Origin of the sequence: Gilliamella sp. W8136 (assembly GCF_016101285.1) — a bacterium.
GTDB lineage: Bacteria > Pseudomonadota > Gammaproteobacteria > Enterobacterales > Orbaceae > Gilliamella > Gilliamella apicola_N.
The window spans coordinates 127,334-150,708 of sequence record NZ_JACFQU010000009.1 but is presented as its reverse complement, the minus strand read 5'-3'; the positions used below and the strand labels follow the sequence as shown (position 1 = coordinate 150,708).

General features: G+C 33.6%; 20 protein-coding genes and 1 rRNA gene. 6 read left to right on the top strand and 15 right to left on the bottom strand.

What is annotated here, in order from left to right; genetic code table 11:
* Positions 1-124: 124 nt before the first annotated feature.
* From H3T96_RS07700 to murA, 7 genes are all read right to left on the bottom strand, one after another.
* Positions 125-1,662, bottom strand: a 16S ribosomal RNA gene (locus tag H3T96_RS07700).
* Between the two features lie 932 nt (positions 1,663-2,594).
* Positions 2,595-3,665 (bottom strand): acyltransferase, encoded by a 1,071-nt coding sequence (locus tag H3T96_RS07695; RefSeq protein WP_144091957.1) that lies wholly within the window; start codon positions 3,663-3,665, stop codon positions 2,595-2,597.
* A 148-nt stretch (positions 3,666-3,813) separates the two neighbouring features.
* Positions 3,814-4,071, bottom strand: coding sequence for a GNAT family N-acetyltransferase (locus tag H3T96_RS07690; RefSeq protein ID WP_086327142.1), 258 nt, complete (start codon positions 4,069-4,071; stop codon positions 3,814-3,816).
* A 262-nt stretch (positions 4,072-4,333) separates the two neighbouring features.
* Positions 4,334-5,296, bottom strand: a complete 963-nt coding sequence (gene pfkA, locus H3T96_RS07685; protein ID WP_039126051.1) for a 6-phosphofructokinase — start codon at positions 5,294-5,296, stop codon at positions 4,334-4,336.
* Between the two features lie 92 nt (positions 5,297-5,388).
* Positions 5,389-6,285 (bottom strand): cation diffusion facilitator family transporter, encoded by an 897-nt coding sequence (locus H3T96_RS07680; RefSeq protein WP_144091958.1) that lies wholly within the window; start codon positions 6,283-6,285, stop codon positions 5,389-5,391.
* A gap of 11 nt (positions 6,286-6,296) precedes the next feature.
* Entirely contained in the window at positions 6,297-6,872 is a 576-nt protein-coding gene (locus tag H3T96_RS07675; protein ID WP_144091959.1) for a DJ-1 family glyoxalase III, read from the bottom strand.
* Between the two features lie 56 nt (positions 6,873-6,928).
* Complete coding sequence (murA, locus tag H3T96_RS07670) at positions 6,929-8,182, bottom strand: UDP-N-acetylglucosamine 1-carboxyvinyltransferase (RefSeq protein ID WP_144091960.1); 1,254 nt, start codon at positions 8,180-8,182, stop codon at positions 6,929-6,931.
* A gap of 294 nt (positions 8,183-8,476) precedes the next feature.
* On the opposite strand from murA, the gene H3T96_RS07665 reads away from it, so the two are divergent.
* The 4 genes from H3T96_RS07665 to can all read left to right on the top strand — a co-directional run bounded on the left by H3T96_RS07665 (position 8,477) and on the right by can (position 11,727).
* The gene (locus tag H3T96_RS07665; RefSeq protein WP_025314505.1) at positions 8,477-8,674 is read left to right on the top strand and encodes a YbdD/YjiX family protein; all 198 of its coding nucleotides are present in this window, start codon (positions 8,477-8,479) and stop codon (positions 8,672-8,674) included.
* Positions 8,675-8,690: 16 nt separating this feature from the next.
* Entirely contained in the window at positions 8,691-9,731 is a 1,041-nt protein-coding gene (locus H3T96_RS07660) for a GTP-binding protein (protein ID WP_198248626.1), read from the top strand.
* 204 nt (positions 9,732-9,935) lie between these two features.
* Positions 9,936-10,994 carry an FAD-binding protein gene (locus tag H3T96_RS07655; RefSeq protein WP_144091961.1) on the top strand — a complete coding sequence of 353 codons (1,059 nt, stop codon included), beginning with the start codon at positions 9,936-9,938 and terminating at the stop codon, positions 10,992-10,994.
* Between the two features lie 70 nt (positions 10,995-11,064).
* Positions 11,065-11,727: a carbonate dehydratase gene (gene can / locus H3T96_RS07650; protein WP_039126030.1), complete on the top strand. Its 663-nt coding sequence runs from the start codon at positions 11,065-11,067 to the stop codon at positions 11,725-11,727.
* A 10-nt stretch (positions 11,728-11,737) separates the two neighbouring features.
* Here the strand turns inward: can and nrdG are convergent, their stop codons facing one another.
* The 5 genes from nrdG to trxA all read right to left on the bottom strand — a co-directional run bounded on the left by nrdG (position 11,738) and on the right by trxA (position 18,268).
* Positions 11,738-12,202 (bottom strand): anaerobic ribonucleoside-triphosphate reductase-activating protein, encoded by a 465-nt coding sequence (gene nrdG, locus H3T96_RS07645; protein WP_039126027.1) that lies wholly within the window; start codon positions 12,200-12,202, stop codon positions 11,738-11,740.
* Positions 12,203-12,219: 17 nt separating this feature from the next.
* Entirely contained in the window at positions 12,220-14,355 is a 2,136-nt protein-coding gene (gene nrdD / locus H3T96_RS07640) for an anaerobic ribonucleoside-triphosphate reductase (protein ID WP_086326909.1), read from the bottom strand.
* 385 nt (positions 14,356-14,740) lie between these two features.
* Complete coding sequence (gene gndA / locus H3T96_RS07635) at positions 14,741-16,156, bottom strand: NADP-dependent phosphogluconate dehydrogenase (RefSeq protein WP_039126021.1); 1,416 nt, start codon at positions 16,154-16,156, stop codon at positions 14,741-14,743.
* Between the two features lie 174 nt (positions 16,157-16,330).
* Complete coding sequence (gene rho, locus H3T96_RS07630; protein WP_065565045.1) at positions 16,331-17,593, bottom strand: transcription termination factor Rho; 1,263 nt, start codon at positions 17,591-17,593, stop codon at positions 16,331-16,333.
* A gap of 348 nt (positions 17,594-17,941) precedes the next feature.
* Positions 17,942-18,268: a thioredoxin TrxA gene (gene trxA / locus H3T96_RS07625; protein ID WP_039126018.1), complete on the bottom strand. Its 327-nt coding sequence runs from the start codon at positions 18,266-18,268 to the stop codon at positions 17,942-17,944.
* A gap of 154 nt (positions 18,269-18,422) precedes the next feature.
* Here trxA and rhlB point away from each other — a divergent pair, with 154 nt between their 5' ends.
* A complete protein-coding gene (gene rhlB, locus H3T96_RS07620; RefSeq protein WP_086327623.1) occupies positions 18,423-19,652 on the top strand; it encodes an ATP-dependent RNA helicase RhlB in 1,230 nt (409 codons plus the stop codon).
* 110 nt (positions 19,653-19,762) lie between these two features.
* On the opposite strand, the gene H3T96_RS07615 is transcribed toward rhlB, so the two are convergent.
* Positions 19,763-20,377 carry a TfoX/Sxy family protein gene (locus H3T96_RS07615; protein WP_144091962.1) on the bottom strand — a complete coding sequence of 205 codons (615 nt, stop codon included), beginning with the start codon at positions 20,375-20,377 and terminating at the stop codon, positions 19,763-19,765.
* A gap of 320 nt (positions 20,378-20,697) precedes the next feature.
* Between H3T96_RS07615 and H3T96_RS07610 the strand changes: the two genes are divergently transcribed.
* Positions 20,698-21,339, top strand: coding sequence for a hypothetical protein (locus tag H3T96_RS07610; protein ID WP_144091963.1), 642 nt, complete (start codon positions 20,698-20,700; stop codon positions 21,337-21,339).
* Positions 21,340-21,345: 6 nt separating this feature from the next.
* On the opposite strand, the gene glnB is transcribed toward H3T96_RS07610, so the two are convergent.
* Positions 21,346-21,684: a nitrogen regulatory protein P-II gene (gene glnB, locus H3T96_RS07605; protein ID WP_039126013.1), complete on the bottom strand. Its 339-nt coding sequence runs from the start codon at positions 21,682-21,684 to the stop codon at positions 21,346-21,348.
* 23 nt (positions 21,685-21,707) lie between these two features.
* Entirely contained in the window at positions 21,708-23,312 is a 1,605-nt protein-coding gene (locus tag H3T96_RS07600) for an NAD+ synthase (protein ID WP_039126012.1), read from the bottom strand.
* Positions 23,313-23,375 lie beyond the last annotated feature (63 nt).

Sequence of the window (23,375 nt, the reverse complement as noted above, 5' to 3'; positions counted from 1 at the left end):
CTAGGGGATTCGAACCCCTGTTACCGCCGTGAAAGGGCGATGTCCTAGGCCTCTAGACGAAGGGGACTTAATCACTTCTTCTTTAATAAACAAACAATCTGTGTGAACACTTACGAGCGCTTCGTAAGGAGGTGATCCAACCGCAGGTTCCCCTACGGTTACCTTGTTACGACTTCACCCCAGTCATGGACCACACCGTGGTAAACGCCCCCCCGAAGGTTAAGCTATCTACTTCTGGTGCAACCCACTCCCATGGTGTGACGGGCGGTGTGTACAAGGCCCGGGAACGTATTCACCGTGACATTCTGATTCACGATTACTAGCGATTCCGACTTCATGGAGTCGAGTTGCAGACTCCAATCCGGACTTAGACGTACTTTATGAGGTCCGCTTGCTCTCGCGAGGTCGCCTCCCTTTGTATACGCCATTGTAGCACGTGTGTAGCCCTGGTCGTAAGGGCCATGATGACTTGACGTCGTCCCCACCTTCCTCCGCTTTATCAACGGCAGTCTCCTTTGAGTTCCCGGCCGAACCAATGGCAACAAAGGATAAGGGTTGCGCTCGTTGCGGGACTTAACCCAACATTTCACAACACGAGCTGACGACAGCCATGCAGCACCTGTCTCACAGTTCCCGAAGGCACTCTCGCATCTCTGCAAGATTCTGTGGATGTCAAGACCAGGTAAGGTTCTTCGCGTTGCATCGAATTAAACCACATGCTCCACCGCTTGTGCGGGCCCCCGTCAATTCATTTGAGTTTTAACCTTGCGGCCGTACTCCCCAGGCGGTCGATTTATCGCGTTAGCTTCGGAGCCCATCACTCAGGGCAACAAACTCCAAATCGACATCGTTTACAGCGTGGACTACCAGGGTATCTAATCCTGTTTGCTCCCCACGCTTTCGCATCTCAGCGTCAGTATCTGTCCAGAAGGCCGCCTTCGCCACCGGTATTCCTCCACATCTCTACGCATTTCACCGCTACACGTGGAATTCTACCTTCCTCTACAATACTCTAGTTAACCAGTTTTAAGTGCAATTCCTAGGTTGAGCCCAGGGCTTTCACACCTAACTTAATTATCCGCCTACATGCCCTTTACGCCCAGTCATTCCGATTAACGCTCGCACCCTCCGTATTACCGCGGCTGCTGGCACGGAGTTAGCCGGTGCTTCTTCTGTAATTAACGTCAATTGATGCACCTATTAGATACACCACCTTCCTCATCACCGAAAGTACTTTACAACCCGAAGGCCTTCTTCATACACGCGGCATGGCTGCATCAGGGTTCCCCCCATTGTGCAATATTCCCCACTGCTGCCTCCCGTAGGAGTCTGGACCGTGTCTCAGTTCCAGTGTGGCTGGTCATCCTCTCAGACCAGCTAGAGATCGTCGCCTTGGTAAGCCATTACCCTACCAACTAGCTAATCCCATATGGGTTCATCGAATGGCGCATGGCCCGTAAGTCCCATGCTTTGGTCTCTCAACTTTATGCGGTATTAGCAGTCGTTTCCAACTGTTGTCCCCCTCCATTCGGCAGATCCCCATACTTTACTCACCCGTCCGCCACTCGTCATCAAGTGCAAGCACTCATGTTACCGTTCGACTTGCATGTGTTAAGCCTGCCGCCAGCGTTCAATCTGAGCCATGATCAAACTCTTCAATTTAAAGTTTGATGCTCAATAACTGTCTCTGACATATTCAAATGAATCTTCAGTGTCACTTATCAAGACTTAATTTTTTTAGTCCGTAGACTTTAATCTTTCGTCTCGCAAGTGCCCACACAGATTGTCTGTTTCTTCTTTTTAAAGAGCTGACAGCTTTTTTAAGTTAACTAAGCTTATCGCTCAGTTTGCTGTCTCAAGGGATGCGTATACTACGCCACACCTTTTTATTCGTCAAGATCTTTTTTCAAAATTTTTGACCTTGCTCACTCACACTATCTTGTCTGCTTGTCGCTGACGCCGTGTCAGTGGATGCGCATTATAGGCACTTTAAATTTTACTGCAAGTGTTTATTGCTATTTTTTTTCTGTTTGCATTTTTTTTGTCCTAATTCTTTTATGGAAAACCTTTCAAACTAGTAATAAAAATAAAAATTAAACAATAAAAAACATTACTTTACACACACAAACCAAGTGAAATTTAACTATGCACGCATTTTTCTAATTTTTGAGATAAATAATAGAACGAAAAGATTAGATGACTACTAGGCTTTTGTAGTTTTTAGTAGAAAAGCATTTAATCGAATAAAATTGTATATAAAAATTATATAAGAACATAATTTTTTAATGCTCTGGTTATTACTGACCATGTTTTACATTATTCAATGCTCAAAGTTTTTCTTATCAATATTTATATAATGATACTAAACTGGCTAATCGGATAGTTTTATTACAATCAGTAAAAAAGTTATTTTTGGAAAGATTAAGTGCCACCCATATGATAATTAATGGGTGGTAGTTTTTTCTGCTAATGTGAAAATAATATTCAATATATAATAAGCTTCAGATATTTTCTTATCTAATGGACTCATAGGGACGCTAAATAAGCAAATTTATTTTAAAACTGTTAACGTTGTAAGTTTATTAAATCTGTTTTTAACGCATTCCTCCAATAAGATATTTTGCTTTATCTTTGAAAACTAATTTTATTATGTTAGCAATGATAACACTTATCACTAAAGTTGAAACTAAAAAGCTAATTGCTCCTAATGATGCTAATTCACCATTACTTGTCTTAATAATATCACCCATTGGTGACATAGAAAGCTGACGCTCAAGTTCTATAACTATAATTTCATGAATGAAATAGATAGGAAAACTCACGTTTGCCATATAAGAAAAGAATTTATAAATCTTTCCTTCATTTACTTTATGATTTAATCCATCTAAAAAATAAAGGGCAAGTATAAATAAAATAATTTTTTGCAAAGTATCAAAATAAAGATTTTGAATACCAAAATAATCCATATAACGATAGGCAAATGGAATAAAAAAACATAAACCGAAAAGAAAGATAATTAATAACAAGTTATCTTTCACAGATTTCATAATAGTTTCATAATTTTGTTTAAGCATCATACCAATTAAATAAACTGGACCATAATGTAACAAGTTTAGAAGTGGCTTTGTAAAATCAGGTTTAGTAAACATTACCACCCAAAACATAGCTATTAGACCTGCCACAATTAAATTCTTTTTCGACCAATAAAAAAGAAGTGGTCCCATTAGGTATACAATAATTATCATTGGCATAAACCACAAAGGTAAAAGCTGCGTGCCAGTTAACATCATTTTAATTATTGAGCTGATAATGCTAGGTTCAGTTGAGGAGTACCATGGTAATCCCGATAGATATTGATAGTGATAAAAGAAAAAACAAAAAATAGACACTGAAATATAAGGGCATACTACTGTTTTAAATTTTGATAAATAGTATGTTTTAGTATCATATTTGTATGTCAAATGTTGAAACAAAAAACCAGCAATTAACACAAAAAAAGTTGTGAAATTAAATGCAAACAAATTTAAAAAAGAGAATAAATAACTATTCGCAATTAGACTAGAGTTTTTAAACACACCTAAACAGTGGCTAAAAACAATCATAATAATTGCAACACCACGCAATACGTGAATAGAATAAATTTTTTGAGGTTTGGCAGATTCCATCTTAAAATCAAAATACTATGCTAAGATATATATAGTTATACATTAGCACATATTCAAATAACTGGAACTAACATTTAAAAAAATAATATTTAAAATAAAACTTGACAATTTGTTAATTAAAATCTGTAAATTATTTAAGTTAGTAGATTTAATTTTGTTTGTTCAATTTTTTAATAGCAAAAGAGCAAATAGGAATAATTTTACGGTTTTCTTGTTGTAATTTTTTGACAACAAGATCTAATAATTTCTCAGCAATACCTTGACCTCGATAATCGGGATCTATGTAAGTGTGATTGATAGTAGCTTGATTCTCTCCTACTCGAGTAAAAGTCATCTCGGCTATCTGTTTATTATTTGTATCACAGACATAAAAGCGTTCGTTATCTTCTAAATAACTCAATGACATAATGTTTTCCTGCTATTTAAACTATTATTTGGAATTTGAAAGTTAATAAACTGAATAAAAAAATACATATCAACAAAAGAATATAAAATTGTTATCAAAAAGATAAATTAAGTTTATTGATAGTATGTAAATTAGCTGAACATTAAGAAAAAAGTTAATAAATGAATGATTGAAAATACGTTCTATCAATCATTCAATTCTTAAAAATGTTTTATTATTATTTATAGCTATGCAGATTATTTAATCGACATAATATTAATAACTAAAATAAACGTTTTGCAGTATTATAAAGATCTACATCAAATGGACGCTTCATATTATTAATAGCGTCGATTATATCATGATGTACCAATTTACCATTTTGAACGCCTACACATCTTCCTGCATGACCTTGTTGTAATAATTCAACAGCATAAGCACCCATGCGTGAACCTAAAATACGATCGTAAGGAACAGGAGAACCACCTCGTTGAACATGACCTAATACTGTTGCACGAGTCTCATGGTGAACAGCTGCTTCAATGTCTGCTGCAAGCTGGTTAACATCACACATATGCTCTGTAACGGTTACAATTGCATGTTTTTTACCTTTTGCAAAACCTAATTTAATTTCTTCGATTAAATCTTCTTTCGTATAAGACATTTCTGGAATAATCATGAATTCACAACCACCAGCAACTGCAGCATTTAATGTTAAATCACCACAATCTCGCCCCATAATTTCAATCACAGATATTCTATGGTGTGAAGAACAGGTATCACGTAATCTATCAATAGCTTCAACAGCAGTACTTAGTGCGGTGAAATAACCAATCGTATAATCGGTTCCGCGAATATCATTATCAATGGTACCTGGTAAACCAATACATGGGAAACCTTCTTCTGTTAAACGCATAGCCCCCATATAAGAACCATCACCACCAATCACGACTAAAGCATCAATTTGATGTTTTTTCAAATTTTCAATAGCTTTTTGTCTTACTGCTTTATCTTTAAATTCTGGGAATCTAGCAGAACCGAGAAATGTACCACCACGAGTAATGATATCTGACACGCTAGAACGTTCTAACTTAGTAATTCGATCTTCACAAAGACCTAAGTAACCATCATAAATACCAAAAACTTCTAACCCTTCCGTTAAAGCAGTTCTAACTACTCCTCGTATGGCTGCATTCATCCCTGGTGCATCACCACCACTAGTTAAAATACCTATTTTTTTTATCATAGAAAATAACTCCTAATAATTAACTTTTGATTATTATAGAGTCTTAACAGATTTCTAACAATAGATGATAAAAGGTATTTTGGTGTTTTTTTCTACCGTGTCGTTTCAATTGGTACAACAGAAATTGGATCTTGATGAATAATTACTGTTGCAGGAGAAAAGATCTCAGCAATATGCTTTTCTATTGAATCAGCTATAGCGTGTGCTTTAACTAAAGGCATATTATCATCAAGTTCTATATGCAATTGAATAAATTTTATGGGACCTGCTTGCCTAGTTTTTAAATCATGAAAACCATGAACATTCGGATATGATTCAACAATATTAGCAATTTTCTCGTTATCACTTTCTGGTAATGCTCTATCAAGTAAATCCTGTATCGCATTGTAAGAAATCTTATAAGCATTATAACAAATATATAAAGCAATCAAGAATGCAAATGCAGCATCTGCAAAAGAAATTCCATACCAACTTAAAAAGAGAGCAATGATAACTGCAATATTCATTAACATATCAGAAGAATAATGTAGCATATCAGCTTGGATGGCCTTACTTTGAGTAAGTTTTACAACATGTCTTTGGTATAAAACAAGTATAGAAGTAATTACCGTAGATATGGCAGAAACAGTAATTCCCAACAATGGTGCTTGTAGTTCACTAGGATGAACAATAGACTTAATACTTGAAAGTAATAAAATTGTCGCCGAACCTATAATAAATGTACTTTGCGCTAGCGCTGCAAGTGATTCAGCTTTACCATGACCAAAGGTATGATCATCGTCAGCCGGTTTTAAAGCATAACGTACCAAAAAGAAATTAAGACCAGAAGCAAGTAAATCAATACTTGAGTCTAACAATGATGCAAATAAACTTATTGAACCTGTTATCCAACAGGTAATAAATTTTATAAAAATTAGAAAGATAGACATTAAAACAGCAATTAATGTTGCTCTTTTAACTAATTTTTCGTACAAATGTGAGTTTGACATTTGGTACCTTTTTATTGATAGGATTCAACTCCCACTGGAAGGACTAATTGCTGAGCAACCTCTGCTGCCTTTTTTTGCCCTACCAAAACATCAATAATTTTTAAAGCAAAATCAATTGATGTCGCAGGACCTTGACTAGTAATAACTTTATTTTGCTCATCAAAATATACTCTATCCGTTTTCCAAAGTTTAAATGCACTTTTAGTAGATGGGTAACCTGTCATATATGCATTTGGAAATAAATTGTGATGTTGCAGAACTATTGCAGGAGAAGCACAAATTGCCGCTATAACACCACCAGCCTGATGAATTTTTTTCAATATTTCGATTAATAACGAACAATCTCGAAAATTTTCTGCGCCTTTCACACCACCAGGTAAAATAACCACATCAAAATTTTCATTTTGAATTTCTGAAATAGTTTTTTGGGCTAAAATTGTTACTCCACGAGAGCATTTAACTTCACAACAATTTGAAATACTAGCAGTTATGACCTTAATGTCAGCTCTGGTGAGTAAATCAATTGTTGTTACTGCTTCTGTTTCTTCACAACCTTCAGATAAAAAGACTAGTGCTTGTTTCATCATTATTGTACTCCTTTCAACCAATAAATAACTTATTTAAGTTTTAATTATGATGAATTTTATTTCACCCTTTCAATATTGGCTCCTAAACTTCCTAGTTTTTCTTCAATATTGTCATAACCTCTATCAATGTGGTAAATACGGTCAACAATTGTAGAACCTTCTGCAATACAACCAGCCAACACTAAACTTGCTGACGCTCGCAAATCTGTCGCCATTACTTGTGTACCACTGAGTTTTTCAACACCATGAGTAATTAATGTATTACCTTCAATTTCTGCTCTAGCACCCATACGGATTAATTCTGGCACATGCATAAATCGATTTTCAAAAATCGTTTCTTTAATAATTCCAGTACCTTCAGCAACCATATTTAATAATGAAAATTGTGCTTGCATATCTGTAGGAAAACCGGGATGCGGGGCAGTATGAATATTTACAGCTTTTGCTCGTTTATTTTGCATATCTAAACAAATCCAATCGTCACCGACTTCAATATGTGCACCCGCTTCTTTTAATTTTGATATGACAGCATCAAGCAGGTTTGGATCAGTTTTACGACAAGTAATTTTTCCTTTTGAAATAGCAGCAGCTACTAAAAAAGTCCCTGTTTCAATTCGATCTGAAACAATTTCATGCGTACCACCACCTAAACTTTCAACGCCTTCAATTTCAATGCGCATTGTTCCTGCACCGGTAATTTTAGCACCAAGCATATTTAAGAATTTAGCTGTATCAACAATTTCTGGCTCACATGCTGCATTCTCAATTACCGTTTTACCTTCGGCTAAAGTTGCAGCAGACATAATTGTCACTGTAGCGCCAACACTCACTTTATCCATAACAATATGAGCGCCTTTTAATCGACCATCTACAGTAGCTTTAACATATCCTTCATCCAAAATAATTGTTGCACCTAATTGTTGAAGCCCAGTAATATGAAGATCAACAGGTCTTGCGCCAATCGCACAACCACCAGGTAATGAAACCTGACCTTGACCAAAACGGGCAACTAATGGTCCTAATGCCCAAATGGAAGCACGCATAGTTTTTACTAATTCATAAGGTGCGCAATAATTATTAAGATGAGCCGCATTAAGGTGGACAGAACCATTGCGTTGACATTCCACACCTAACTGATTTAATAGCTCTAGTGTAGTATCAATATCTTTTAATTTAGGTACATTTTTTAGCTCTACAGGCTTTTCAGCTAAAATAGCCGCAAATAATATAGGCAAAGCCGCGTTTTTAGCACCTGAAATAATAACTTCACCGTTTAAAGAAGTTGGACCTTTAAGGAGAAACTTTTCCATTATAAAACTCTAATAAATAATAAATTGGTTAATATTATAAAAGTTATTTAATAATATATAAATCAATTTAGTAAAATATATTTAATTCATTAAAAGAGTTTAGGAAAAATTTTATCGATTATTATTCAATAATATTGTCGATTTTTATGTAATGTTATAAATTACTTAAAATCAAGGATTGACTCAATTTAGATAGCACCTTATATTGAAAATGTGTTAATTATTAATACAGTCGCTTACGAGAAAAAATTAGAACTTCTAATATTCTTATTCAAAATAATTAAGAGATATAACATGTTCGATTCACTTGCCAAAGCAGGAAAATATCTCGGCCAAGCTGCTAAGCTTATGGTCGGAATCCCTGATTATGATAATTATGTTCAACACATGAAACTAACCCATCCTGAACAAACGCCTATGACTTATGAGGAATTTTTTAAAGAACGACAAGATGCACGTTATGGTGGTAAAGGTGGATTTAAATGTTGCTAAAATTTAGAGATAACAAATGACAAACCCAATTATTTTACAACCGCTACCTGTCACTTTATTAACAGGATTTCTCGGTTCAGGTAAAACGACATTAATCAATTATTTATTAGAAAATAATCGTAACGAAAAAATAATCATTATTGAAAATGAATTTGGTCAAATAAATCTTGATAGCGATTTATTAAATACCCATTGCGATATTCAAATTGTTGAGATGACCAATGGTTGCATCTGCTGCACCGTACAAGGTGAGCTTACTGATGCGCTTCATAAATTACATGCACAGCGCATAGCTGGTGAATTAACATTTGATCGTCTTATTATTGAAACAACAGGACTTGCCGATCCGGCCCCGATTATTCAAACATTTTTTATTGACGACTTGATTCGTGAAACGATTAAACTTGATGCTATTATTACTTTAGTTGATGCTCAACATATTTTGCAACACTTAAATGAACATCGAGTAGCGCTTTCACAGATTGGATTTGCTGATCGAATTATCGTTACTAAAACTGATTGCGTAAGTGAACAGCAAAAAAATGAGATTATTAGTAGAATTAATAAAATTAATAATAAAGCTGCAATCATTGTTGCGATAAATGGACAAATACCAAAATCACAATGGATTGATATTCATTCATTCGATTTAAATGATGATTTAATCATTAATAAAGGTTTTTTTGTTATCAATCCATTAAAAAAAATTGAAACTAACTTTAAAATTCTTCCATTACAAAATCAAATTCAATCATGGACAGATAATATCTGCTCCTATCTTTTTGAAGCTGGCGAACTTGATTTGAAAAAGATAGGTTCATTTATGGAAAACTTGGTTGAGCAATATGGTAATGACATGTTACGGTATAAAGGTGTATTAGCGATTAAAGATAACCCGCAACGTTTGATTGTTCAAGGAGTACATAAAGTTGTTGGTTTCGATTATGGTTCTTCATGGCAAGATCCTTCTGAAAAAATATCTCGATTAGTCGTCATTAGTCGTATTTTGCCATTTGATGATTTGAATCAAGAATTTTTAAAAACTATTGCTAGCTAAAAATTAGAAGATGTTTCACACAATAAAAAATAACTTCTTTATTGGTGATTTGACCATCTTTTTTATACTGAAACGTATAGTTAACCTGAAAGATCTTTACAAAAATCTAAATTAACAAGAGTATAACCATAATAGTCATTTTTTATTTTATATATGATAATATGACAAGCTTTTTTAAATTTATTGAGTAAGTAATATAATAATATGGATTACGATATTGCAATCATTGGTCTTGGCCCTGCAGGTAGTACGTTAGCACGTTTACTTAACCCATCTTTTAAGATTATTGCTTTAGATAAAAAATATCAAACTGGTGATAAAGGTTTTCATAAACCTTGTGGAGGATTATTGGCAAATGATGCTCAAAAATCTTTCATTAGACAAAAATTAAATATTCCAACTGATATTTTAACCAATCCACAAATTTTTAGTGTCAAAACTATAGATTTACAAACTAAATTAGTCCGTAACTATCAACGTAGCTATATTAGTTTTGATAGACATAAATTTGATCTATGGTTAAAGTCACTTATTCCTACCACAGTTACAGTTTTACATAATACTCTGTGTAAAGAAGTAAGAAGAATCATTGATGGTTATCAAATTACTTTTGTCGATGAAAATCAAATAGAACAGAATGTTACCGCTCGATATGTAATTGGTGCTGATGGTGCAAATTCAGTTGTTAGACGAATGCGCTATCCCAATCATTCCATCAGACAATATGTAGCAATTCAACAATGGTTTACTGAAAAACATTCAAATCCTTTTTATTCTTGTATTTTTGATAACCAATTAACCAATTGCTATGCTTGGAGTATGTCTAAAGATGGCTATTTTATACTTGGTGGAGCATTTCCCAAAAAAAATGCCAATAAACATTTTGAGCAATTAAAACAAAATTTAACACAACAAGGTTTTATCTTTGGCGAGCCGATGAAAGCTGAAAAATGTTTAGTTATCTATCCTAATCGTTTCCGTGACTTTTATACTGGCAATGAAAATATATTTTTAATAGGTGAAGCGGCAGGATTTATTAGTGCAAGTTCTTTAGAGGGAATCAGTTACGCACTTGACAGTGCTGAAATTTTAAGCAAAATATTAAATAGTGGTCAACCGAAACCAAATAAGCGATATTATCAAAAAACAATACCATTACGCCTTAAACTATATAGCAAGATTATTAAAGCCAAAATATTAACTACTCCAATTTGGCGTAAACTTATTATGAAAAGTAAGATTCAACATATAAAAACGAATTAATTAGTGTAGAATTTATACCAATTAAATAACTCAATAATAATAAATATCTAAAAAATAAGGAATAGTTGCGATGTTTGATGTTAATGATTTAATCCGTTTTAATCACGAATGGTCAGAAAAAATAGAGCAAGAAGATCCCGAATTTTTTAAACAACTTGCCATTGCACAAAATCCAAAATTTTTATGGATTGGTTGTTCAGATAGCCGAGTTCCTGCTGAAAAATTAATTAAGCTAAAACCCGGCGAATTGTTTGTTCATCGAAATGTCGGTAATTTGGTTATTCATACAGATCTTAATTGTCTATCTGTTGTGCAATATGCCGTTGATGTACTAAAAATAGAAGATATTATAGTATGTGGACATTTAGGATGTGGTGGAATACGAGCTGCAGTTGAAAACCCCGACATAGGATTAATTAATAACTGGTTGCTGCATATTCGTGATTTATGGTTTCGTAATAGTTCTCTTATTGGTGAGTTTCCACCAGAGATCAGATTAGATATTTTGTGTGAACTTAATGTTATTGAACAAGTTTATAATTTAGGTCATTCAACGATTATTCAATCAGCATGGCAACGCGGTCAAAGAGCAAATTTACACGGCTGGGTTTATGGTATTGATAATGGCAAAATTACAGATTTACATATCACATCATCTAGTAGTGAAAATCTCGAAATTAATTATCGAGAAGCAATTTCTTATCTTTTAAATTTACATAAATCACAACAATAATTCTAAAGCTTTACTTAAAACGGTAAATGATTTGATTGCTGCTTCCTCGCCATAACAGTCGAGGATCAGCTAATTCTTGAACAAATTTACCATCAATTAGTACATCAATATAAGATACAACTTCTTGCTGATCGGCACTTAATTCATCAAGTTTATATCCAGTCCATAACCAAATATCTTTGTTATCGCATTCAGATTTAACACGTTTAACAAGTTTTAATATTGCTGGAACATTTTTTGGATGTAAAGGATCACCGCCAGAAAGCGATAATCCTTGACGTTTTATTTCTGTGTCTTGTAAATCTTTAATGATTTGATCTTCAAGTGATTGTGTAAACGGCGAGCCTGAATTAACTCCCCATGTACTTTTGTTATAACAACCCGGACATTGATGTTCACAGCCAGCAACAAAAAGTACACAACGGGTTCCTTCGCCATTTACAACATCAACAGGATAATAGCGATGATAATTCATATTTTTTAAAACAATGATTAACCAATTTGACCATTATTTAAATGTTTAACTCGACGTTTGACTTCTTCTTGTTTTCCAGCATTAAATGGACGGGCATCAGGACTACCTAAGTAACCACAAACACGACGAGTTACTGAGACTTTAGATGAATCATGATTACCACAACTTGGGCAAACAAAGCCTTTACTTGTGCAAGAAAATTCACCCGTATAACCACATTCATAACACTCATCAATAGGTGTATTAGTACCATAGTAAGGTACTCGGCTATAGCTATAGTCCCAAACATCTTCTAATGCTTTAATATTATTTATCATATTAGGATATTCTCCATAACAGATAAATCCGCCATTTGCTACTGGTGGATAAGCTTTCTCAAACTCAATTTTTTCGTATGGATTAACTTTTTTCTCAACATCAAGATGAAAACTGTTTGTATAATAACCCTTATCAGTGACACCAGAAATGATGCCAAACTCAGCAGTATCAAGTCTACAGAAACGATCACACAAATTTTCGCTTGGCGTACTGTACAAGCTAAAACCATAACCAGTCTCATCTTTCCATTGTTCTACTGCTTTACGTAAATGTTCAACAATGGCAATACCTTTCTGACGTAAAGTTTCATTATCAAATGGATGAGTTTGATTACCATAAAGTGCATTTAGAGTTTCATGAATACCGATATAGCCTAATGAAATAGAAGCACGACCATTTTTGAATATTTCAGACACGCTATCATCTTCTTTTAGCCGCACACCACAAGCGCCTTCCATATATAAAATAGGTGCAACACGGGCTTTAACCCCTTCTAAACGAGCAATACGTGTCATTAAGGCCTTTTTGCATAGAGCTAAACGGTTATCTAAAATTTTCCAAAACTGCGATTCATCGCCATGCGCTTCAATTGCAATACGTGGAAGATTTAAACTAATTACGCCTAAATTATTACGACCGTCATGAATTTTATGACCATCTTCTTCATAAACACCTAAAAAGCTTCGACATCCCATTGGCGTTTTGAATGAACCAGTAACTTCAACGACTTTATCGTAATTTAATATATCTGGGTACATACGTTTGCTTGCACACTCTAATGCAAGTTGCTTAATATCATAATTTACATCGTTTGGTTTATGATTAATTCCATCTTTAATTGCAAAAACTAATTTTGGAAAAACAGCGGTTTTATGATTTTTACCTAAACCTTTTATACGAACTTTAAGAATTGACTCTTGAATTAAGCGTGACTCCCAGCTTGTCCCTAGACCAAAGCCAAAAGTAACAAATGGAGTTTGACCATTAGCAGTATGTAAAGTATTAACCTCATATTCTAAAGATTGAAAAGCATCATAACACTCTTTTTGAGTACGACTTTCAGCATAAGCTTCTGGATTTGAAATATTCCATTCTTCTGCTACTTGTTTATGTTTTTGATAACTGATAGTGACAAATTTAGCTAAAATTTCATCAATACGATTTATAGTTGTTCCACCATAAATATGACTAGCAACTTGAGCAATAATTTGCGCTGTTACTGCCGTAGCCGTTGCAATTGATTTTGGCGGTTCAATTTCAGCATTACCCATTTTGAAGCCATTTGTTAACATACCATCTAAATCGATTAGCATACAGTTAAACATCGGGAAAAATGGTGCATAATCGAGATCATGATAATGAATTTCACCACAATCATGGGCTCGTGAAATTTCTTTAGGTAATAGATATTGTTTAGCGTAATGCTTTGCCACAATCCCCGCAAGCAAGTCTCGTTGCGTAGGAATAACTTTACTATCTTTATTAGCATTTTCATTTAAGATTGCAACATTACTTTGTTCAATTAAACCACGAATATCCTGAGTTAATCGACTGCGTTGTTCACGTTCTCGATCGCGATCATGTCTATACTCAATATAGGTTCTTGCTAACTTTTTATAAGGGCCTGACATCAGCTGATTTTCAACTGCGTTTTGAATTTCGTTAATATCGACACTCTCACGCTCAGCCATTTGCTTAGTAATCTCTTGGGCAACAGCAGCACAATAATCTGGATCATTAACATTAGCAGCAACTGCTGCCTTAACGATAGCATCTCTGATTCGACCTTCATTAAATGAGGTCTGGCAACCATCACGTTTAATTACTACAGGCATATATACTCCTCAACATTCATTAATAAATAGTAGTTAGCATAGGATTTATATCAATATTAATACTCATGTTAATTGTAATGATTAAAACAATTGATTTTTTTATTAGAATATTAGACTTTATTCGATATAGACCGGAATTTTCACATTGCTTAGATGATACTACATATAGTAAATATAATTGAATTATACACCATATATTGTGTTTTTCCAGATTTTTTAGTAAATAAAATTACTTGACAAAGCAAAGTTCAAGCACTACAAGTCTTTTTATAGGTAGCTTAAAAAATTTGAATGAATTTATTGGATGATAAGAAAACAATTCTTATAAGAGTGTAAGGTAATCTTACACTCTTTTAACAAAAATTATTGCTTACATTAAAAATAATTATGACTCAATGTTTAACCAATCAGTATGGAAAACACCCTCTTTATCGATACGTTGATAAGTATGAGCACCAAAATAATCTCGCTGTGCTTGAATTAAATTAGCTGGTAATACAGCAGAACGATAACTATCATAATAAGCTATAGCTGCCGAAAGCGTTGGCACCGCAATACCTTGTTGGATAGCTAACGAGACTACATCACGCAATGACTGTTGATAAACTTCGACAGTTTGATTGAAATAAGGTGCTAATAACAAATTATCAATCTCATTATTATCTGCATAGGCATCTGTAATTTTTTGCAAGAATTGTGCGCGAATAATACATCCAGCCCTAAAGATTTTAGCTATTTCTCCATAATTTAAATTCCATTGATATTTATGAGAAGCAGCTTTTAACTGTGCAAACCCTTGTGCATAGGAGATAATTTTACCCATATACAGTGCTTTACGCACTTTTTCTATCAACTCTTTCTTGTCACCAGCATAAGGATTCTGTTTAGGACCTTTTAATACTTTTGATGCAGCCACACGTTGATCTTTAATTGCAGAAAGATAACGAGCAAATACCGATTCAGTTATCAATGATAAAGGTTCTCCAAGATCTAAAGCACTTTGACTCGTCCATTTACCCGTACCTTTATTACCTGCAGCATCTAAAATCACATCAACAAGATAATTGCCTTCTTCATCTTTAAATTTAAAAATATCAGCCGTAATCTCAATTAAATAGCTATTTAATTCACCCTTATTCCAGTCAGAAAAAACATTAGCTAATTCATCATTGGTTAGGCCTACAACATGTTTTAAAACTGAATAACTTTCAGCTATAAGCTGCATATCACCATATTCAATCCCATTATGCGCCATTTTAACATAATGACCCGCGCCATTTGGACCAATATAAGCAACACATGGTTCACCATTAGCTTTAGCAGCTATTTTTTCTAAAATAGGTGCAACTAATGCATATGCTTCTTTTTGACCTCCAGGCATAATTGAAGGACCTTTTAATGCACCTTCTTCACCACCAGAAACACCGGCTCCAATAAAATTAAAACCTTCATCGGAAAGCATTTTATTTCGGCGAATGGTATCTTCAAAATACGCATTTCCACCATCAATAATAATATCACCTTTATCTAATAGTGGACGTAACTCATCAATAACGGCATCTGTTCCTTTACCGGCTTGAACCATAATAAGGATACGGCGAGGTTTTTCTAATGAATTTACAAAATCTTCAATAGTGAAGTAAGGAACCAATTGCTTATCAGAATGCTCCGCCATTACTTGTTCTGTTTTATCTTTAGAACGATTATAGATAGCAACAGAAAATCCACGACTTTCAATATTGAGAGCAAGATTGCGCCCCATAACTGCCATTCCAATAACACCGATTTGTTGTTTAGACATGATTTGGCTCCTATATTAAATCTATATATAACCTTAAACACTAAGGCTTTTTAACAATACCTAAAACTTATTTAAGTTTTTTAAATTACGCTATATTTTTCCACAAAAAAACCGTATCAGATATAATACGGCTTTTTTAGCAACTTTAATGATATTTAGTATTCATTACGCAAATCATGAACGCTTCATCATTTCAAAAAACTCATCATTCGTTTTAGTCATGGCAAGTTTATCAATTAAAAATTCCATCGCGTCGATTTCACCCATTGGGTTAAGAATTTTGCGCAAAATCCACATTTTCTGTAATTCATCTGGTGAAGTCATTAAATCTTCTTTACGTGTGCCAGAACGATTAAAGTCAATTGCAGGGAATACACGTCGCTCTGCAATTTTACGAGATAAATGTACCTCCATATTACCAGTACCTTTAAACTCTTCGTAAATAACTTCATCCATTTTTGAACCAGTATCAATCAGTGCAGTTGCAATAATAGTTAAACTACCACCTTCTTCTACATTACGCGCAGCACCAAAAAAACGTTTTGGACGATGTAATGCATTTGCATCTACACCACCAGTTAATACTTTACCTGATGATGGAACAACCGTATTATAGGCTCGAGCTAGGCGAGTAATCGAATCGAGCAAAATAATGACATCTTTTTTATGTTCTACTAAACGTTTAGCCCGTTCAATAACCATTTCAGCAACCTGAACATGCCTTGCAGCAGGCTCATCAAAAGTTGATGCAACTACTTCACCTTTTACTAAACGTTGCATTTCGGTGACTTCTTCTGGACGTTCATCAATCATCAATACCACAAGTTCACACTCAGGGTGGTTTACAGCCAAACTTTGTGCAATATTTTGTAGAAGCATGGTTTTACCAGCTTTCGGAGGTGCGACAATCAAACCACGTTGACCTTTACCAATCGGTGAAGCTAAATCAAGTACTCTAGCAGTAATATCTTCAGTAGAACCATTACCGCGTTCCATACGTAATCGAGAGTTTGGATGAAGTGGAGTTAAGTTTTCAAAGAGGATTTTATTGCGAGCATCTTCAGGTTTATCATGATTAACTTCGTTAACTTTAAGTAAAGCAAAATAACGTTCGCCTTCTTTTGGTGGTCTGATTTTACCAGCAATTGTATCACCTGTTCTTAAATTAAATCGCCTAATTTGGCTTGGTGATACATAAATATCGTCAGGCCCAGCTAAATATGAACTATCGGCAGAACGTAAGAAACCAAACCCATCTTGCAAAATTTCAAGTACGCCATCGCCAAAAATATCTTCACCGCTTTTAGCATGCTGCTTTAAAATTGCAAAAATAATGTCTTGTTTTCTAAGACGAGCAAGATTTTCAAGACCCATTGTTTTTTCGCCAAGCGTTACAAGCTCGGAGACAGAAGTGTTTTTTAATTCAGTTAAATTCATAATTTTAAAAATTCTTGAGGATAAAATTGATATGTTTGCAATTACCGCTATTTATTTTTTGTATATTTTTTAATTTACTTATAAAAACCTCTTTCTGGCAATAAACAAACGCAATCAATTATTAATTTCTTATGATAATATGCGTTTAGATATAAACTGTTTACCCACTTAATCAATAAAAACAATGGATTGCAGAAAGGAGTTCTTGTAAGAGGTTAGCAATGTACACTAAAAAAAGTACTATGTCTATACTTAATTATACTTTATGTACAGAGATATATTTATTTAAAATAAAAAATAAGAGTAATTTCCATTACTCTTATTATTTGTAATAATTATTTAACACAACTAAAGTTGCTCATCAATAAAGCTTTTAAGCTGTGCTTTAGATAAGGCTCCAACTTGTGTTGCAACAACTTTACCTTGTTTGAAAATCAATAATGTAGGGATTCCACGTATATTAAATTTAGGGGCTATTTTTGGATTTTCCTCAATATTTACTTTAGCAAAGATCACTTTATTACCATATTCTTGTGCAACTTCTTCTAAAATTGGTGCTATCATTTTACAAGGTCCACACCATTCAGCCCAGAAATCAACCAATACTGGTTTTTCAGCATCATTGATTTGTTTGTCAAATGTCGCTTCAGAAAGTGAAACAATATTATTACTCATTTGTTTATCCCCCAATAAATATTTATTTTTATAATATTAATAAATTTTCTGTTTTTCCACTAGTAATTAGTATAATAGGACATAATTATTAGTGATGTCTGTATGACTAATATGCTATAATTCTCAAACTTTGATAATTACATTTGAAACCACAATGATTCCATCTTATCTTACCAAAACAACTTTTAGTCAATTTCCATTACATCCTCTAGTGATAAAAGCACTTGATAAGAAAGGCTTTACTTATTGCACGCCAATCCAAGAACAAACATTACCGTTAACAACAAATGGAGTTGATATAGCTGGGCAAGGACAGACAGGAACAGGTAAAACCATTGCTTTTTTGGCCTCAACGTTTAATCATTTATTAAATCATGAGCCGTTACCAGATCATAAAGCAAACCAACCTCGAGCAATCATTATAGCCCCAACTCGAGAGCTTGTGGTACAAATTTATCACGATGCAGAAGTATTGTCTCAAGAAACAGGTCTTAAATTAGGATTAGCTTTCGGTGGTGATGGCTATGATAAACAATTAAAAATGTTATCAGCTGGCGTAGATATTTTAATTGCTACCACAGGGCGATTAATCGATTATGCCAAACAAAATTATATAAATTTAGAAGCAATTCAGGTTGCCGTTTTGGATGAAGCTGATCGTATGTTTGACTTAGGATTTATTCGTGATGTTCGCTGGATTTTTAAACACATGTCTCCTCCGTCAAAACGATTGACCATGTTATTTTCAGCAACATTAACGCATAATGTACGTGAATTAGCTTTTGAGCATATGAATAATCCACAATATGTTGAAGTTGAGCCTGAGCAAAAAATTGGTCACCGTATCAAAGAAGAGCTATTTTTTCCATCCAATGAAGATAAACTTGCCCTACTACAAACACTTATTGAAGAAGAATGGCCAGATCGCTGCATCGTATTTGCTAACACTAAAGTGGCCTGTGAAAAAATATGGCGACATTTAATTGCAGATGGTCATCGTGTAGGGCTATTAACCGGCGATATTGCTCAGAAAAAACGTTTGTCTATTTTAGAACAGTTTACTTCTGGTGATCTAGATATTTTAGTCGCAACGGATGTTGCCGCACGTGGTTTACATATTCCTGATGTTACCCATGTTTTTAATTATGATCTACCGGATGATTGTGATGACTATCGTCATAGAATTGGAAGAACAGGACGTGCAGGAGCTGAAGGCTATTCAATTTCACTTGCTTGTGAACGTTATTCTCAAAATTTGCCTGCAATTGAAAAAGCAATTGATCATACCATTCCTGTTAGTCAATATGATCCATCTGCACTGTTAGTTGATTTACCCACTCCAAAAACTTTTAAACGTGCACCTCGTAGAAGGTCATCCACATAATACAATAATATAGAGTTTGTATATATTATTATAATCAAATACAGTTATCTTAATAAGATTAACCATAATTAAGATAACTGTTAACAAAATTACTATAATTATTTAAATAATTAATTTTCGTTTTTGTCTTTTAAAAAATCTTTATATGCTAATTCAATTTGTTTTTTAGTTGCCTTAGATAATGATGCAACATGACGATGATTCAATGAGCCATATAAAATAAATAAAACATTACTCGAAATACGAGAATTTTTATTTTTCATCCGGTGATATGCTTCTAAATATCCTACTTTATAAAATATTTCTAGATTATTGATACCAACACTAAATAGTAATTTTTCTAATGATAGTGTTATATTGGGAAGTGTTTTAATTCGCTGCTTTTTTAACTTGAGTTTCTCATCTTGTTCTAACTGAGCATATTTAATAACCATTTTAACCATGGAATGAAATGTTTGTGAATCCTCAAATAATTCATCACTTACTTTGTAATAATCTAACGATTTTGTAGAAATACCGGAAGGTAAGGTTAAAGTTTTCATACCCAACTCGATAAAAACTGATCGATAATGTGAATGACCTCTTAAATAAAACTCTTGTTCGCCAATCCAACCGAACATTACTCCTTTGCTATTAATACTAAATCCCCCAAAAAAAGTTTTGATTGAAATATCATCAAAGGTAGATAAATCCTTAAGGATTTTATTTGTAAATATTGAACTCATAATTTATCTCTACTTAACTTAATTGATTGAATAACATAAATAACTTATTTCTTAAATTAAGTTATAGTAAATAATTTAATAATCAAACTGTTTTTTTTAATAAATTCATATTTTTGGGATCTATCTTCCATAAATAAACATAAATGATATTAATACTTGATAAAATATATTTTTATATTTCTAATATTTGTTTCCAATAAAAAAACTAATTATAAATAAACAAATCTTAATAATTCTTTAAAAAGAAAAGATGCTTTAACATTGTTATTATGTTGTAAAAATTATACAATCAACGTACTAAGAATTATATGGTTTCAATATTGTCAATTCACATTAACATGATCAAAATTGCTGTTATTTTGTTTGTTTTGTTTTGTTCATCTGCTGCAACTGCAGATAAACTTGCATTAATACAATCATTGACTCTTTGTAATCCTAATTTTTTCAAAGAAGTCTATGCCAACAAAAGTGAATTGCAAAAATATACAAATATCCGAACCTTTGATAAGAATAAAGCTTATATTTCTGTCGAAAATCGTACAGATACCAATAAAAACTATACTTACTTCAAAATTCCTATGACTTATAAAAATTTAACAATTAAAGGCTATTATGATAGTGCCATGGATCTAGGAAAAATGGGAAAATATTATTTTTGGGGCTTTATTATTGACAATGATATTAACGAAATTAAAGATACATTGAATTTTATTGATTGGAAAAATATGGAAGACAATTTGCTTTATATTGCTAATCCTATGATTCGTAATATCAATGATGAAATACATGTATGGAATGAAAATACCGGTACCGTAGTTGGTGTAAAAACCATTCCTGCACCGGATACAACTGAAAAGCTATTATTACTTGAAAAAGGGGCAAATATGAATCTGCTAATTTGTTCAATTCAAGGTATTGTCACTGTAGAATTACTTAAACAAGAACGCCCTGATATCAAATAAATTTAACTAAATTGCTGAGTCATCCATTTCTCCAGTACGAATACGAATAACTTGCTCGACATTATAAACAAAAATCTTCCCATCACCGATTTTGCCTGTTTGAGCAGTTTTCATAATGGTTTCGATACACGTTTCTAAAATATCGTCAGAAACTACAAGCTCAATTTTTACTTTTGGTAAAAAATCTACCATATATTCAGCGCCACGATAAAGTTCTGTATGCCCTTTTTGACGACCAAAACCTTTCACTTCAGTAACGGTCATACCCGTTATACCTTGATCGGCTAACGCTTCTCGAATATCATCTAATTTGAATGGTTTGATAATAGCTTCAATTTTTTTCATACTTGTTTTTCCTCAATTCGAGATCACCAATTTTTAAATCCAAATGCAGATGTTATTGGATAACGTCTACCTTTTCCAAAATTACGTATTGTAATTTTTGGGCCAACAGCTGACTGACGTCGTTTATACTCATTAATGTCAACCAGTTTAATAACACGTCTAACTGTAATTTCATCATAACCTTGCTCAATCAGTTGTTCAACAGAAAGATCTTGTTCAACATAACCTCTCAATATTCCATCTAAAATATCATATGGCGGTAAACTATCTTCGTCTTTCTGATCTGGAGCCAATTCAGCTGATGGAGGACGGGTAATTACCCTTTCAGGAATAACATATGAACGGGTATTTCGATATTTTGATAATGCAAACACCATAGTTTTAGGTACATCTTTGAGCACATCAAAGCCTCCAGCCATATCTCCATAAAGCGTAGCATAACCCACTGACATCTCACTTTTATTACCAGTTGTTAATACCAGACGTCGTCTTTTATTAGATAAAGCCATTAAAATAACGCCACGACAACGCGCTTGTAAATTTTCTTCTGTAGTATCTTTTTGTGTCCCTGCGAACATAGGTTTTAAAGATGACATAAACGCATCAAACATTGGTTCAATCGAAATAATATCAAATTCCACGCCTAATATTTCAGCTTCTTCTTTGGCATCAGCAATACTAATGTCAGCCGTGTAACGAAATGGCATCATAACAGCCTGCACCTTATCTTTGCCTAGTGCATCAACCGCAATAGCTAATGTTAGCGCTGAATCAATGCCACCAGAAAGACCCAATACTGCTCCTTGAAAACCATTTTTGGTAATATAATCACGTGTTGCAAGTACCAACGCATCATATATAGACGCTAAACAATGATTTTTATCTTCAGCAAGGGTAGTTTGGTTAGGTATACCTAATTCAAAACGAGTGACTTGTTCTACAAAAGATTTTAGTTGGCAAACAATATCACCATATTCATTGCAAACAAAAGACCCGCCATCAAAAACAAGTTCATCTTGACCACCAACTTGATTAACATAAATAATAGGTAATCGGGTTCGAATGGCATGGGCTTTGATTAAATCGTGTCGACGCTGCTGTTTTTCATAGTCATAAGGAGAAGCGTTAATAGTTATTACTAAATCTGCATTCTGAGCACTAATTTGATCGATAGGCTGATTTTGCCAAAGATCTTCACAGATTAATAAACCAATTCTTTTACCTTTAAAATCGACAATACAACTCTGATTATCTGCGGTAAAATAACGCTTCTCATCAAAAACATCATAATTAGGTAGCTGTTGTTTGTGATATCGCGTTAATAACTTTCCTGCATAAAAAAAGGATAATGCATTAAAGATATGTCCATCTTGCCAATGCGGATGGCCGATAATTACAGCACAATCAGTGCTAGCCTGTTGAACTAAGGATAGCGCTTTTTCACACCTATCTTTAAAATCAGCACGATAAATTAAATCTTCTGGCGGATAACCGCAGATAGCAAGTTCCGAAAAAATAATAAGGTCATTAGATGAATGGCAATGTATTAACTCTACAATTTGTTCAGTATTACCCTCTATATCGCCAACTCGCCAATTCTTTTGTGCTAAAACAGTAGATAAAGACATATAAAATTCAAAATCACAAATAAAAATTGGCGTTAAGTTTAAATGATTCTAAGTTGCGCTGCC